Source organism: Mesorhizobium sp. M0968, from assembly GCF_040319065.1.
Lineage (GTDB): Bacteria > Pseudomonadota > Alphaproteobacteria > Rhizobiales > Rhizobiaceae > Mesorhizobium.
Genome location: NZ_JAMYNL010000017.1, coordinates 48,266 through 62,652, shown reverse-complemented (window position 1 = coordinate 62,652; position 14,387 = coordinate 48,266). Strand labels below are relative to the sequence as shown.

Sequence of the window (14,387 nt, the reverse complement as noted above, 5' to 3'; positions counted from 1 at the left end):
CCCGATCGCAGTTACAGCCTTTGCAGATAGGGCCCGAGCGTGATCAGCGCCACAGCTGCGATGGCAAGCACGATGCCGGTTGCCTGTAAGGCATTGACGCGCTCGCCGAAGAAGACCAGCGCCACCACATTCACCGACACCAGCTGGATCACCGCCGACAGGCTGAACGACACCGACATGCCGAATTCACGGATCAGCCTCAGCATGATCAGATTGCCCAGCGAATAGAGCGCCAACGTCAGCACAATCTTGCCGAGGCTCGGCGCCAGCCCCCACTGTTTTGCGGCCATCGCCGCCAGCAGGAAGATCACCGTCGAAACGCAGAGCTGCCCAAGTCCCCAGAAACTCACTTTGTTCCTCCCGATGCGGTCCCTACCGCCTGCCGCAGCTCTTGTTTCCGAAGCGCCGGTCGCGGTCAAGCGGGGCCGATGTTGGATACGAAATCGCAGGTGGCAATTAGCCGGCATGTCATCAAACTGTGACCTGCCGGTAATACCGGATTGGCCAGGCAACACGCTCCAGCAATCCATCCAGCCAGAGGCAGGCCCTATGACCGAACATCGCACCCCTGACGCCCATTTCCGCACCAGCCTGCTCGAGGAAAACGATGGGCCAGGAGCCAATCCCACCGACAACCGCACCATGGGTGAGATCATCGCCGCGCGGTTCTCGCGCCGCGGCTTCCTCAAGGGTTCGCTTGCCGTCTCGGCCATAGCCGCTACCGTCAGCCCGCTGGCGCTGATCACCGCCGACAACGCCCGCGCCGCCAAAGGCTCCGCCTTCACTTTCGACGAGCTCGAGGCCGGCATCGACGACAAGCATCACGTCGCACCTGGCTATGACGCCGACGTGCTGCTGCGCTGGGGCGATCCGCTGTTCGCCGATTCGCCGGGATTCGATCCGACAAAACAGTCGGCGGAAGCCCAGGCCAGACAATTCGGCTACAACAACGACTATGTCGGTTATATCCCGATCGACGGCTCGGCCGAGCACGGCCTGCTGGTCGTCAATCACGAATACACCAATCCGCACCTGATGTTTCCGGGTCTCGTCACCATCGTCGATGGCAAAGCCAAGCAGGCGCCCCTCAGCAAGGAGCAAGTCGATGTCGAGATGGCCGCGCATGGCGGCACTATCGTCGAGATACGCAAGGTATCAGGCAAATGGCAGGTCGTTCGCGACGGCAAGCTCAACCGCCGCATCACCTCCAACACCGAGATCGCGCTCTCCGGCCCGGTCGCCGGCCACGACCGCGTCAAGACCAGCGCCGATCCGACCGGCACGAAGGTCATCGGCACCATCAACAATTGCGCCGGCGGCGTCACGCCGTGGGGCACCTATGTCATGGCCGAGGAGAACATCCACGGCTATTTCTCGGGCGAGCTGCCGCAGGGGCATAAGGAAGCCGCCAATTACAAGCGCCTCGGCATTCCCGAAGGTGCCTATGAGTGGGCAGCGCATTACGACCGTTTCGACATCGGCAAGGAGCCTAACGAGCCGAACCGCTTCGGCTGGATCGTCGAGGTCGACGTCCAGGATCCGACTTCGGTGCCGAGGAAGCGCACCGCCATGGGCCGCTTCAAGCATGAGGGCGCCGAATCGATCGTCGCCCAGGATGGCCGTGTCGTCTTCTATCTCGGCGACGACGAGCGCTTCGACTATGTCTATAAGTTCGTCACCACAGGCAAGTTCGATCCGGACAACCGCGCCGCCAACATGGATTTGCTCGACGACGGCACCTTGCATGTCGCCAAGTTTGCCGACGACGGTTCGGTCGAATGGCTGCCGATCGTCTTCGGCCAAGGGCCGCTGACGGCGGAGAACGGCTTTGCCAGCCAGGCCGACGTGCTGATCGAGACGCGCCGCGCCGCCGACCTGCTCGGCGCCACCAAGATGGACCGCCCGGAAGACATCCAGCCCAATGCCGCCAACGGCAAGGTCTATGTCATGCTGACCAACAATTCGAAGCGCAAGGCCGACCAGGTCGACGCTGCCAACCCGCGTGCCGAAAATGCCTTTGGCCACATCATCGAGATCGTCGAGGACGGCGGTGATTTCACCGCGACAAAGGGCAGGTGGGAAATCCTGCTGAAATGCGGCGATCCCGCTGTGGCCGACGTCGGCGCCACCTTCTCGACCGCAACCACCGCCAATGGCTGGTTCGGCATGCCGGACAATTGCACAGTAGATTCGGCTGGCCGCCTCTGGGTCGCCACCGACGGCCAAGGCCCGAAAGCCACCGGCCGCACCGATGGTCTGTGGGCTGTCGATACGGAGGGGACGGCACGGGCGACATCAAAGCTGTTCTTCCGCGTGCCGATCGGCGCCGAAATGTGCGGTCCCCTGTTTGCGCCGGACGACCAGACCGCCTTCGTTGCCGTCCAGCATCCGGGCGACGGCGGCGAGGACTGGGAGGCTTTCGGCCGTCCGTCCTACTATGAGGATTTGTCGACGCGCTGGCCCGACTTCAAGCCGGACATGCCGGTGCGCCCGGCGGTCGTTGCCATCACCAGGCAAGGCGGCGGCAAGATCGCGGTCTGACACGCAGCAAGGTCTTGCAGTCTCAAGGAAGGATTTCGGCCGTACGAAATCCTTCCATCCGATACCGGATGCATCCATGCTGCGCATCAGGCGCCGACTAATCATTCGGTGCGCTGAACCACGGCGACATTCATTGTGCTTCGCAACCTGAAGCCGATGGACTCGTATAACGCTGTGGCCGCGGCGTTGCTGGCATAGGCGTGGAGATAGGGAACTTCGCGGCGCGCCACTATCCGGTTTGCCACGAATAGGGACAGCAGCTTTCCTAGGCCACCGCCGCGAAATTCCGGATGTGAGCACACCCCGCTGAGTTCGGAATAGCCAGGTTGCTTCATGCGCTCGCCGGCCATTGCCGCAAGCCTGCCCTCGATTTTCACACCCCAAAAATCGCCCAGGCTCAAGGCTTCGAGCGTGAATGGGCCAGGCTTGGTGAGCAATGCCAGGGCGAGCATCTCAGCAGCATCGTCTCGGGTCAGACGATGCACGCGCGGGTCGGAGACGATCTGCAATGGCTGCTCGGCGATCATCTGAACCCCGGCTGCGGTCGAAGTCGCGGAAAGCCCGGTGGGCAGAGCAATCGCGTCCGCTTGAAGCAGGATCACACTCTCGCCCGGGGAGACAAGGTTTTCGAGCGCCCGCAGGCTTTCCGGGTCGTCCGCGCCAGTGGCGGCGAAAGGGACGATCGACGGCCGATATCGCATGGCGAGGTTGTCACCCTCCGCGAAGGCCCGATGTCGCGTCTGAAGCGCGCTCCAGATAGGGCGGTCGAGCAGATGTCTCATTGCGCGGCACCCTGAGGCTTATTTACACGACGGTCGAGAGGGGCAGCGGCGAGGCCGTCCTCGATGGCAGCCAGCTGCTCAAGAAGCGGCCCCGAAAAACCTGCGCACAAATCCGCGACCACGTTCTCGATGCAAGGCCAGACGTCGCGCTTTGCGACATCGACCAGCCGCCGGCCGTCCCGAGTAAGCGAGACGATCCTGCGCCGCTGGTCATCGGTCGACGGACTGACTTCGAGCAGTCCCAATTCGGCCAGAAGCGAGACGCTTCGCGTTACGCCTGGCTGCGCGATGCCAAGGGATTGCGCCAGTTCCCCGACCGACAGCGGACCCAGCCTGTCGAGCGCGGCCAGCAGCGGGTATTGGCTCGCCTGAACCGGGACATCCAGCCTGTCGAGCAGGCGCTGCGCCTCCGCTTGCAGTTGCTCGCCTATACGCTTCAGCCTGCTGCCCAGGCACAGAAAGCCAAGCGATCGTATGACGTCTTCCATAGGCCAACTCATCCCCATGAACATCGATAACATGATATATAACAATGCATGAAAAGCAACATCGAGGCATTCAAGCGCCGGGTTCCAGGCCTATCGCCTTCGGCAAGGAAAGGTCGATCGATCAGGCTGCTTCGCCTGGACGAGGCCCGTTCGATCAGTTGCGCAGCCGGTAGCCGGTCCTGAAGATCCAGGCGACGATCGTTATGCAGATGAGCAGGAAGACCACCGTCATGCCGAGGCTGACGCCGACCGAAACGTCGGACTTGCCGTAGAAGCTCCAGCGGAACCCACTGACCAGGTAGACCACCGGGTTGAACAGCGTCACCGTGCGCCAGATGCCGGGCAGCATGTTGATCGAATAGAAGCTGCCGCCGAGGAAGGTCAGCGGCGTGATGATCAGCAGCGGCACCAGCTGCAGCTGCTCGAAGCTCTTCGCCCAGATGCCGATGATAAAGCCGAACAGGCTGAAGGTCACCGCCGTCAGCACCAGGAAGGCGAGCATCCAGAACGGATGCTCGATCGTCAGCGGCACGAACAGCGAGGCCGTCGCCAGGATGATCAGGCCAAGCACGATCGACTTTGTCGCCGCGCCCCCGACATAGGCGATGACGATCTCCAGATAGGACACCGGCGCGGACAGCAATTCGTAGATCGAGCCGACGAATTTCGGAAAATAGATGGCGAAAGAGGCGTTGGAGATCGATTGCGTCAGCAGCGACAGCATGATCAGCCCCGGTACGATGAAGGCGCCGTAGCTGATGCCGTCAATCTCGGTGATGCGCGAGCCGATGGCCGAACCGAAGACGACGAAATAGAGCGACGTCGAAATGACCGGCGAAACGATGCTCTGCAGCACAGTGCGAAGGGCGCGCGCCATCTCCACCCGATAGATCGCCCATACCGCATGAAGATTCATAGCCGCGCGCGGGTTCATGCCGGTTTCCTCACCAGATTGACGAAGATCTCCTCGAGCGAGCTGTTTTCCGTATCGATGTCGCGGAATTGGATGCCGGCCGCCTCGAGCTCGCGGATCAGCGAGGCGACGCCCGGCCGTTCGCTCTGGTTGTCATAAGTATAGGTCAGCTGTCCGCCATCCGGCGAAAGCTCCAGCGCGTAGTGCGAAAAAGCATCGGGAACGGTGGCCAGGGGACTGCGCAGTTCCAGCACAAGCCGTTTGCGGCCAAGCTTGCGCATCAGCTCGGCCTTGTCCTCCACCAGTACGATCTCGCCGCGGTTGATGACGCCGACGCGGTCGGCCATCGCCTCGGCTTCTTCGATGTAATGCGTGGTCAGGATGATGGTGACGCCGTCTTCGCGCAGCCGGCGCACCATCGCCCACATGTCCTGGCGCAGCTCGACATCGACGCCTGCCGTCGGTTCGTCGAGGAACAGGATGCGCGGCTCGTGCGACAGCGCCTTGGCAATCATCAGCCGGCGCTTCATGCCGCCGGACAGCGTGATCGCCTTGGCGTCCTTCTTGTCCCAGAGCGACAGGTCGCGCAGCACCTTTTCGACGAACGCCTTGTCCGCCGGCTTGCCGAACAGGCCGCGGCTGTAGTTGACCGTCGCCCACACGCTCTCGAAGGCGTCGATGGTCAGTTCCTGCGGCACCAGCCCGATCAGACTGCGCGCGGCGCGGTAGTCGCGGTTGATGTCATGGCCGTCGACGGTGACGGAACCCGACGAGCGGTTGACGATGCCGCAGACGATCGAGATCAGCGTTGTCTTGCCGGCGCCATTCGGCCCGAGCAGCGCAAAGATCTCGCCGCGCACGATGTCGAGATTGATCTCCTTCAGCGCCTTGAAGCCGGTGGCGTAGGTCTTGGTGACCCCGGAAATCGAGATGATCGGCTGCATGGCTGAAAACGACTGCTTGAAACAGAGTTGTTGATTTAATCCGCTGAATGTCGGTCCGCAAATCCGGATGTCAATGGCGCTCCCGACAGTTCTGGACATCGAGGTTCGCCGGAATAGGCAACACCTGCCCGGTCGTCCAGCCAAATTCCACGCAAAAGCAGATTAACCGCACTGCGGCGTTCCGCCTCGCGGCGGGACGCCGCTTTGACCGTCCGGTGCATCAAGCCTATCCTTCAACAAACAAGCAGCAGCCGGAGCCGCCATGGACCCGCTCATTCTGTCGCGCATACAGTTCGGCGCGAACATCTCGTTCCACATCCTGTTCCCGGCGATCACCATCGCGCTCGGCTGGGTGCTGCTGTTCTTCAAGCTCCGCTACAACGCGACAAACGATTCCGCCTGGATGCGCGCGTATTTCACCTGGGTTAAGGTATTCGCGCTGTCCTTCGCCATGGGCGTGGTTTCCGGCGTCACCATGAGTTTTCAGTTCGGCACCAACTGGCCGGGCTATATGGAGACGGTCGGCAACATTGCCGGCCCGCTGCTGGCCTACGAAATCCTGACCGCCTTCTTCCTCGAGGCGGCGTTCCTCGGCATCATGCTGTTCGGCTTCCGCCGCGTCTCGAACCGCGTCCATACGCTGGCGACGGTGCTGGTGGCCGGCGGCACCACCTTGTCCGCCTTCTGGATCATCGCGCTCAATTCGTGGATGCAGACACCGGCCGGTTTCGAGATGCGCAATGGTGTTGCGCACGCCACCGACTGGTGGGCCGTTGTCTTCAATCCGTCCATGCCCTACCGGCTCGTTCATATGCTGCTTGCTTCGGGGCTGACCGTCTCGTTCCTGATCGCCGGCCTGTCGGCGCTGCGCTATCTCTACGGCGATCGCTCGGAATCGATGTGGAAGGCCCTGCGCACCGGCGTCTTCACCGCCGCTATCCTGATTCCCATCCAGATCTTTGCCGGCGACCAGCACGGCCTCAACACGCTGGAACACCAGCCGCAGAAGATCGCCGCCATGGAAGCCAACTGGAACACCGGTCCCAACGTGCCGTTGGTGCTGTTTGCTCTTCCCGATGAAGCGGCCAAGCAGAACAGGTTCGAGCTCACCATTCCGGATGGCGCCAGCCTCATCCTCAGGCACAGCGCCGGCGGCATCGTGCCGGGTCTGAACGATTATGCCGGCAACCATCCGCCGGTATTTCCGGTGTTCTGGGGCTTTCGCATCATGGTCGGCACCGGCCTCCTGATGCTCGCCGTCTCCTGGTCGGCGGCCTTCTTCCTCAAGCGCCGCCACGGCCTGCCCAAGCCGCTGGCGCTCGTCATGGTGCCGATGGCGCTGTCCGGCTGGCTGGCGACGCTGGCCGGCTGGTACACCACCGAGATCGGCCGCCAGCCCTGGCTGGTCACCGGCGTGCTGCGTACCGCCGATGCTGTCGGGCCGGTCGCCGGCAGCCATGTCGCGCTGTCGCTCGCGGTCTATCTCATCCTCTACGTGCTGCTCTTGATCGCCTATCTCGGCGTGTTGGTGCATCTGGCATTGAAGGCGGCGAAGGATGGTGACACCTCGCCGCTACCGGGCGTCATGAACAGGCCGCTGTCGCAGCCGGTTGCGCAACCAGGAGAAACATCATGAGCTTCGACTGGCCGACCCTGCTGCCTCTGATCTTCGCCGGCCTGATGGGCCTCGCCATCCTGATCTACGTCATCCTCGACGGCTTCGATCTCGGCATCGGCATCCTGTTCGCCGCAGCCGAAGACACCGAACAGGATACGATGATCGCCGCCATCGGCCCGTTCTGGGACGCTAACGAGACCTGGCTGGTGCTGGCGGTCGGCCTGCTGCTGGTCGCCTTTCCATTGGCGCATGGCACCATTCTGACGGCGCTCTACATTCCGGTCTTCGTGCTGCTGGTCGGCTTGATCCTGCGCGGCGTCGCCTTCGATTTCCGCGCCAAGGTGCCGGCCGGCAGGAAGCACCGCTGGAACCGCATCTTTTTCCTCGGCTCGGTCGTCGCGTCGCTGGCGCAAGGTTATATGCTCGGCGTCTATGTGCTCGGCCTCGACGTCGGCCCCGGCGGCGTCGCTTTCGGCGCGCTGGTGGCGCTCTGCCTTGCCGCGGCCTACGCGGCGATGGGCGCGGCCTGGGTCATCTATAAGACCGAAGGCGATCTGCAGAAGAAGGCGGTGCTGTGGCTGCGCACGGCGCTGGTGCTGACCGCGCTCGGCATGGTCGCGGTATCGCTGGCCACGCCTTTTGCCAGCGCGCGCATCTTCGACAAATGGTTCGTCTGGCCGGCCATGCTCTATTTGTCGCCGCTGCCGATCCTGTCGGCAGTGCTGTTCCTGTGGCTGTGGCGCCAGACCTTCCATCTGCCGAAACCCGGCGACCGCCACGCGCTGCTCCCGTTCCTGACATTGGCCGCGATCTTCACGCTCGGCTTTGCCGGCCTCGCCTGGTCGTTCTACCCCTTCGTGGTGCCCGACCGGCTGACCATCTGGCAGGCTGCTTCGGCACCCGAAAGCCTGGCCGTCATCCTGGTCGGGACGGTCGTCGTGCTGCCGATCATCATCTTCTATTCGTTCTTTGCCTACCGGGTGTTCGCCGGCAAGGCGACGGATCTGACCTATGACTGACCGGCATCGCCGTCGCAGCCTGAAACAGAATATTCATCTTCAAGCGGAATAACCTTCTCTGGCCGGCCCAGCAGAATCGCCGGCAAGAAGAAGGGCAACAGAATGAACCCCTTTTCTGCGGCAGGACAGGATCGGCTGCTGCTTTTGCTGATCCGGACGGTCGCGCTGATCGGCGCACTCGCGCTTGCCGGCCTGCTGCCGGCCATGCCGCAGGCGCATGCCCAGGACGCGGCCAACTGGACGGGCGTGTGGGACACGAAGTGGCGCGGCGGCGGCGCCCAGATCAAGTTCGAGCAGACCGGCACTGACGTAAAGGGCGTGTACCCGCTTTATAACGGCCGTATCGAGGCCAAGGCCGAAGGCGACAAGCTTGTCGGCCACTGGTTCGAAGGCGACCGCCAGGGCGCCTTCACCTTCGTCCAATCGCCCGACGGCGGCAGCTTCATGGGCCGCTTCGATGCCGCCACCGCCGAGTGGTGGACAGGTGTGCGCGTCAGCGCCGTCGAGGACGTCCGCGTCGACCAGTCGAGCCCGATGAGCACCATGCGCTCGTTCCTGCAGACGATGAACGAGAGCGGCGCCGACAACGTGCCGCGCGCTACCGGCGGCGGCATGGGTCTTGCCGGTCTGGCAGCGGGTCTCGTCGACGTCACCGAGGCCGACCGCGGCGGCCTCAACATGCCCGATTACACCAAGCTTCTGTTCACCGTCATCGACAACGCGACGTTCCGTCTGTGGAGCCTGCCGCATGATGCGATCTCCGGCGACGAGGTGACGGCGACGCTGCCGCAATACGGCACCAGGGTCTCCTTCGCCGTCACTTTTCGCCGCAAGAATGGCGACTGGTTCATCGTCGGGCCGCCACTTGGCCAGCTCCAGGCAAAGCTCGCCGAATTCCAGGAAGCGCGTGGCGAAGCCGTCGACATGGTCGACGATCCGAGCAGGCTCGCCTCGCCGCGCGACACGTTCAAGGTACTGTTGAGCGGCCTCACCGAAGCCGGCGACCCGGCCCAGGCGGCGCTCGACCTGCGCAACTACAGTCAGGCGGTGCGTGGCGACGAGGCGTTCCTGCTTGAGCGCTATCTCAAAAAGGTCATCGACCGCATCGGCTACGTCTATTGGCAGGAGATCCCCGACGATCCGAAGAGCAACACCCCCTTCGTCTATTTCGAGCATCCCGCCGGCAACATCGTCATCGGCCCGGTCGAGACTGAGAAGGGCAAGATCTGGCAGTTCACGCCCGAGACGCTCGCCCACATCCGCGCGCTCTACGCCGATGTCGAAGACGTGCCGGTGGCGCCGGAATTCGCCGCCTTCGCCAGCACCGACCCGTTCTTCATCGCCCGTGGCCTCGCCCGCGAGATCAGCCCCGGCCTGCTCACCCGCGCCGGCCCGATGGAGCGCTGGCAATGGTCGATGCTCGGCCTTGCCGCACTGGCCGGCATCGTCTTCGGTTTCATCGCCAATGCGCTGATTTCCTTGTTTGTGCGAAGGACGGACAGCCCTGCCTTCTTCCGCATCGTCGAATGGGCGGTGCGCTCGATCGTGCTTGGCTTCTTCCTGCTGTTGACGCTGCGCCCGCTCGGTCTGCCGCAAGTGGTCGCCGCCCCGGTCAAGGCAATCGCCTGGAGCCTGGTCGTGATTGGCGCCGTGCCGGTGGTCTGGCACCTGATCGGCAAGGTCGCCGACCATTACCGTGGATTGTGGCAGGTGCCCGGCTATCACGACACGCTGATTTCGCTGTCCACCGGCGTGGCGCGCGTCGCCGTGCTGGTCGTCGCCTTCCTGCTGCTGGCCGAAGTGCTCGCCATCCCCTACGAAGGCGTCATTGCCGGTCTCGGCATCGGCGGTTTGGCGGTGGCGCTGGCCGCGCAGCCGACGCTGCAGAACTTCCTCTCCGGCCTGACGCTCTATGCCGATCGGCCGGTCAGCGTCGGCGACTTCTGCAAGTTTGGCGACCAGTCCGGGACGATCGAGCATATCGGCATGCGCTCCACCCGCATCCGGTCGCTCGACCGCACGATCATCTCGGTGCCGAACTCGGATTTCGCCGGCATGCAGATCGAGAACTACGCGCATCGCGATCGCACCCGGTTCGCGACGACGCTGCAGCTGCGCTACGAAACGACGCCCGATCAGCTACGTTACGTCCTGGCCGAGCTGCGCAAGCTGCTGATTGCCCATCCGCGCGTCATCGATGAGCCGTGCCGCGTGCGCTTTGCCGGCTTCGGCGCCTATTCGCTCGACATCGACGTGTTCACCTACGTCAAAACCGCCGACGTGGCCGAGTTCCAAGCCATCCGCGAGGACATCCTGCTGTCCATGATCAACATCATGGATGATGCCGGCGCGCAGTTCGCCTTCCCTTCGTCACTGGAATACAGAGCCACCGACCTTCCGGTCGACGACGAAAAACGCATCGCCGCGGAGAAAAGGGTCAGCGATTGGCGCGAGACGGAAAACCTGCCTTTCCCCGACTTCAGCCAGATCGACAAATTCGCCCTCAACAACACACTTGCCTACCCGCCTGAGGGCTCGGCGCATTATCGCGAGACAGAGCCCGATCCGGACTCGACCGAGGCAAAGGCGACGCTGGAGAAGGTGCGCTGGAGCCTGCCTTGGAAAAAGGGGAACTAGTGCGAAGCGCGGAAACTGCTGATCTCCCCCCTTGAGGGGGAGATGTCGCTGAAAGCGACAGAGGGGGTCGCCGCGCGTGGAGTGCCAACTTCGTCTTCCTCGATATGCCGGACCGCGTCGCGCCAACCGAACCGACCCCCTCTGGCCTGCCGGCCATCTCCCCCTCAAGGGGGGAGATCAGCAGGCCCTGCAAAAGCTCAGCTCTTGTTAGCGGCCAGCACCAGCACCGGCTTTTCGCGGTAGAGGTTGGGGAACAGCCGCTTCAGGTTCTCGACCTTGGGCAAATCGTTGTAGACGATATAGGGATAGGTCGGGTTGAGCGTCAGAAAATCCTGGTGATAGTCCTCGGCCGGATAGAAGGTCTTGCCGGTCTCCAGCGTCGTCACGATCGGCTTGGGAAACACCTTGGCCTTGTCGAGCTGGGCGATGTAGCTTTCGGCGATCTTTTTCTGTGCGTCGTTTTCGGCAAAGATCGTCGAACGGTACTGGGTGCCCGTGTCCGGGCCCTGGTAGTTCAGTTGCGTCGGGTTGTGCGCCACCGAGAAATACACCTGCAGCAGCTGGCCGTAGGTCACCTTGGACGGCTCGTAGGTGATCTCGACGGATTCGGCATGGCCCGTCCGGCTGGTGCCGACCATTTCATAGATGGCCGTGTCCTGGTCGCCGCCGGCATAGCCGGAAACGGCGCTGGTGACGCCCTTGATGTGCTGGAACACGCCTTGCACACCCCAGAAGCAGCCGCCGGCGAAGACCGCCTTTTCGGTGCCGGCGGTGGCCTTCTCGTCCATTGCCGGCGGCGGGATCACCACCGCGTCTTCGGCCGAGACTGCCGGCGTCTGCCAGAATCCGGCCGCGGCGGCCGTGAGGATGAGCGCGGCAAGTGCTGCTTTTGCGAAAATCGACGATCGTTTCACGGCTCCGGTCATGTCTGATCTCCCATGATGCTGGTTTGGATTATACGACGGATAGGTCCGCCGGGCTCTCACATTGCTGTGCGCATCGCCTATTTGGTCGGAGCCATGGCATCGCAGGCCTTGGTCGCTTCGGCTTTCTTCATGGCGTCCGTCTCGGCGGCGGCCTTGTTCATGCAGTCGGCCTTCATCGGATCGCCCGCCCTCATCGCGGTCGTGGCCATCGCGTCAGCGGCCATGGCGCCGGCCGGCTTCATGGCATCCGTTGCCGGCTTCATGGCGTTTGTCGCCATGGCCGGCTTCATCGCATCTTCGGCCCGCGCCGCGCCTCCTGCGAACAGCGCCGTCGAGCAAAGTGCGAAGGCGAGTGCCGCCAGGGTCGGGCGATTGGTCAAACGATTGGTCATGATGATCTCCTAGGGTTCTGGCAGGGTTGATCGCATGCGGCGGCGCCGCTGCGCGTTGTGAAAATTTCGGCAGGGTTTCTAGTTCGTAGCGGCAGCAAGGATCGGCCCGCCGCCCGGCACCTGCACCAGCACCGCTGTGCTGAGGCCGCCCGTCGCCGCCGGCAGCGGCAGTGCGGTGGTGTCGCCGGTCCAACTGCCCAGCCTGGTCAGCGAATGCACGACATTGGCGTGCGGCAGCGTGCGGCCGGTGTTTTCTCCGCGCGCCACCGGCACCTCGACGACGCCCTTGTCGTAACGCACCAGCCAGACATCGGCCCTGCCGCCGGGCACCGGACCGGCGCCGATGCTGACCTTCCCGCCGGCGAGCGACAGCGAAGGTCCGTCAGCGTGGCCGCCACTCGAAATCAGCTGCTCGATCTCGCCCGGCCTGGCGCCGACGGCATCGGCCCTGCCGTTGACCACCACTTGCGGCGTGAACGGGCCGGAACGGCCGAGCGACGGTTCATAGCGGACCTGGCGCTGCGTGAATTCTTCTTTGCCGAATGTGTCCTTCCAGCCGAGATAGTCCCAGTAGGTGACGTTGAAGGACAGCGCCAGCACGCCGGGCCGGTCCTTGACCTTGATCAGATTGGCGTTGGCCGGCGGACAGGACGAGCAGCCCTGGCTGGTGAACAGCTCTACGACCGTCAGCGTCTGTCCGGCGGCCGCGCTGGTTGCCGACAGCACAGTCGCGGAAAACAGTGCCGCGGCGAGCCCCATCAGGGCTGTGCGTCGTTTCGCTGTCGATCCGGGCATCGCATTTCTCCTGCGCAGACATCGTTTCATGTCCACACTTCGCCGCCGACGCACGCTTCGTTACAGCATCACCGCTTCGTGATTGAGGAGAAGTCCGAGTTCCTAGAGCATTAGCGAGGGCCGAGGCAATGTCCGATCTCCCCCCTTGAGGACCCACAAGGGGGAGGTCGGCACTCAAGTCGCCCCTATTGTGTGAGCACGGTTTCCGAAGGCCGCTTGTTGAACGCGCACTTGCCGGTCACAAAATAGGAAAAATCGGCATCGTCTATGGTGTTGTTGGTAAGTGATCCGCCATCTTCCCACGCTTGACTGCTGGTGATGCCGCACGGCACGGCCTCAAAGATGTCGACAGTCGTATTGGCCAGTGTCTTGACCTTGTCGATGAACAATCGGTCGGACGTGGCCGGATCGTCCGATCGCAGGGTTTCTTTCGTGCCCGAGGCCAGATAGCCGCCGCCAAGACCAGGATTGGGATTCGGAATCTTCATCTCCAGAGACAGGTTATCCATGTCCTTCACGTCGATCACCGCACCGGCGCCGGTCGCGGGATACATCGTGTTGACGCAGGTGGTTGCGTATTTCCTGGTACCGCTGATCTGAGTGATTGTGCCGGTGGGCAAGCCATAGAAGCTGGTCACCGTGACGGTCGTGCATACTTGTTTCTGGACCAGCGTCTCCGTCGTTCCGTTGATCGTGTAAACAGAGGACGTCCCGTAGCCTTTGGGATCGCCAAACCTGTTGTACGCGTAGGAGATCCTCATCAGCTTGTTGGCCACCGTGTCCCCGAATTTGGTGCCGTAGAGCGTCACCGTCTTGTCCCACCAGCCAGAGATCTTGTCGACCTTGAACGTGGCCTCCACCAATGCCGGCCGCTTTGTCACTGCCGACGCAACGCCGACCTGCACCGTGTTGATCCTGGCGATCTGCATGAAATTCGTCGGCATGGCAAAGCCGGCCGAAGCCTTGATGCTGGCGGCGCCGTCGGTGGCGACGACGAAGCTGTCGAGCTTGGCCGTGCCTTGCCCGCCATTGGCCAGATATGAGTCCTGCAGGCTTACCTGGCGGTCCGCCAACGTCGTGGTCGTCGCAAGCGTCGTGATCGACAGCGACGCTGCATCGAGGGCGTTCTGCATCGATGCCCTGGTTGAAACCGCGGAGGTATAGTCGATGGAAAAACCCAATGCGGCAACCATCGGGATAAGCAAGATGGCGAGCAATGGCGCGAACGAGCCGCTCACCGATCTGAGAAATTTGCGTGCTGACGGCGGCATTCCGATCCCCCCGAAACGGCGATAGACCGGTGGGCTACCACGCCGGGCGCAAACTATGCTC

13 protein-coding genes are annotated in these 14,387 nt (G+C 63.0%); 4 read left to right on the top strand and 9 right to left on the bottom strand.

Annotation, left to right across the window (positions count from 1 at the left end):
- Positions 1-11: 11 nt before the first annotated feature.
- Positions 12-350, bottom strand: coding sequence for a hypothetical protein (locus NKH67_RS24170; protein ID WP_023679017.1), 339 nt, complete (start codon positions 348-350; stop codon positions 12-14).
- 199 nt (positions 351-549) lie between these two features.
- On the opposite strand from NKH67_RS24170, the gene NKH67_RS24165 reads away from it, so the two are divergent.
- Positions 550-2,541, top strand: coding sequence for a PhoX family protein (locus NKH67_RS24165; RefSeq protein ID WP_352472845.1), 1,992 nt, complete (start codon positions 550-552; stop codon positions 2,539-2,541).
- 101 nt (positions 2,542-2,642) lie between these two features.
- On the opposite strand, the gene NKH67_RS24160 is transcribed toward NKH67_RS24165, so the two are convergent.
- From NKH67_RS24160 to NKH67_RS24145, 4 genes are all read right to left on the bottom strand, one after another.
- A complete protein-coding gene (locus NKH67_RS24160) occupies positions 2,643-3,323 on the bottom strand; it encodes a GNAT family N-acetyltransferase (RefSeq protein WP_352472844.1) in 681 nt (226 codons plus the stop codon).
- Positions 3,320-3,811, bottom strand: a complete 492-nt coding sequence (locus NKH67_RS24155; RefSeq protein ID WP_352472843.1) for a MarR family winged helix-turn-helix transcriptional regulator — start codon at positions 3,809-3,811, stop codon at positions 3,320-3,322. Before NKH67_RS24155 ends, NKH67_RS24160 begins: the two co-directional genes overlap by 4 nt.
- 154 nt (positions 3,812-3,965) lie before the next feature.
- Positions 3,966-4,727: an ABC transporter permease gene (locus NKH67_RS24150; RefSeq protein WP_352472853.1), complete on the bottom strand. Its 762-nt coding sequence runs from the start codon at positions 4,725-4,727 to the stop codon at positions 3,966-3,968.
- Between the two features lie 14 nt (positions 4,728-4,741).
- Complete coding sequence (locus tag NKH67_RS24145) at positions 4,742-5,668, bottom strand: ABC transporter ATP-binding protein (RefSeq protein ID WP_352472842.1); 927 nt, start codon at positions 5,666-5,668, stop codon at positions 4,742-4,744.
- Positions 5,669-5,930: 262 nt separating this feature from the next.
- Here NKH67_RS24145 and NKH67_RS24140 point away from each other — a divergent pair, with 262 nt between their 5' ends.
- The 3 genes from NKH67_RS24140 (at position 5,931) to NKH67_RS24130 (ending at position 10,942) form a co-directional block, all read left to right on the top strand.
- Positions 5,931-7,304, top strand: coding sequence for a cytochrome ubiquinol oxidase subunit I (locus NKH67_RS24140; protein WP_352472841.1), 1,374 nt, complete (start codon positions 5,931-5,933; stop codon positions 7,302-7,304).
- Positions 7,301-8,305, top strand: coding sequence for a cytochrome d ubiquinol oxidase subunit II (locus NKH67_RS24135; RefSeq protein WP_352472840.1), 1,005 nt, complete (start codon positions 7,301-7,303; stop codon positions 8,303-8,305). The genes NKH67_RS24140 and NKH67_RS24135 overlap by 4 nt, the downstream gene beginning before the upstream one ends.
- A gap of 102 nt (positions 8,306-8,407) precedes the next feature.
- Entirely contained in the window at positions 8,408-10,942 is a 2,535-nt protein-coding gene (locus tag NKH67_RS24130) for a mechanosensitive ion channel family protein (RefSeq protein WP_352472839.1), read from the top strand.
- A gap of 197 nt (positions 10,943-11,139) precedes the next feature.
- On the opposite strand, the gene msrA is transcribed toward NKH67_RS24130, so the two are convergent.
- From msrA to NKH67_RS24110, 4 genes are all read right to left on the bottom strand, one after another.
- Positions 11,140-11,868, bottom strand: a complete 729-nt coding sequence (gene msrA / locus NKH67_RS24125) for a peptide-methionine (S)-S-oxide reductase MsrA (RefSeq protein ID WP_353031897.1) — start codon at positions 11,866-11,868, stop codon at positions 11,140-11,142.
- A gap of 77 nt (positions 11,869-11,945) precedes the next feature.
- Positions 11,946-12,260: a hypothetical protein gene (locus NKH67_RS24120; protein ID WP_352472837.1), complete on the bottom strand. Its 315-nt coding sequence runs from the start codon at positions 12,258-12,260 to the stop codon at positions 11,946-11,948.
- Positions 12,261-12,338: 78 nt separating this feature from the next.
- A complete protein-coding gene (locus tag NKH67_RS24115) occupies positions 12,339-13,055 on the bottom strand; it encodes a DUF1223 domain-containing protein (RefSeq protein WP_502893798.1) in 717 nt (238 codons plus the stop codon).
- Between the two features lie 185 nt (positions 13,056-13,240).
- A complete protein-coding gene (locus NKH67_RS24110; protein WP_352472836.1) occupies positions 13,241-14,326 on the bottom strand; it encodes a TadE/TadG family type IV pilus assembly protein in 1,086 nt (361 codons plus the stop codon).
- Positions 14,327-14,387 lie beyond the last annotated feature (61 nt).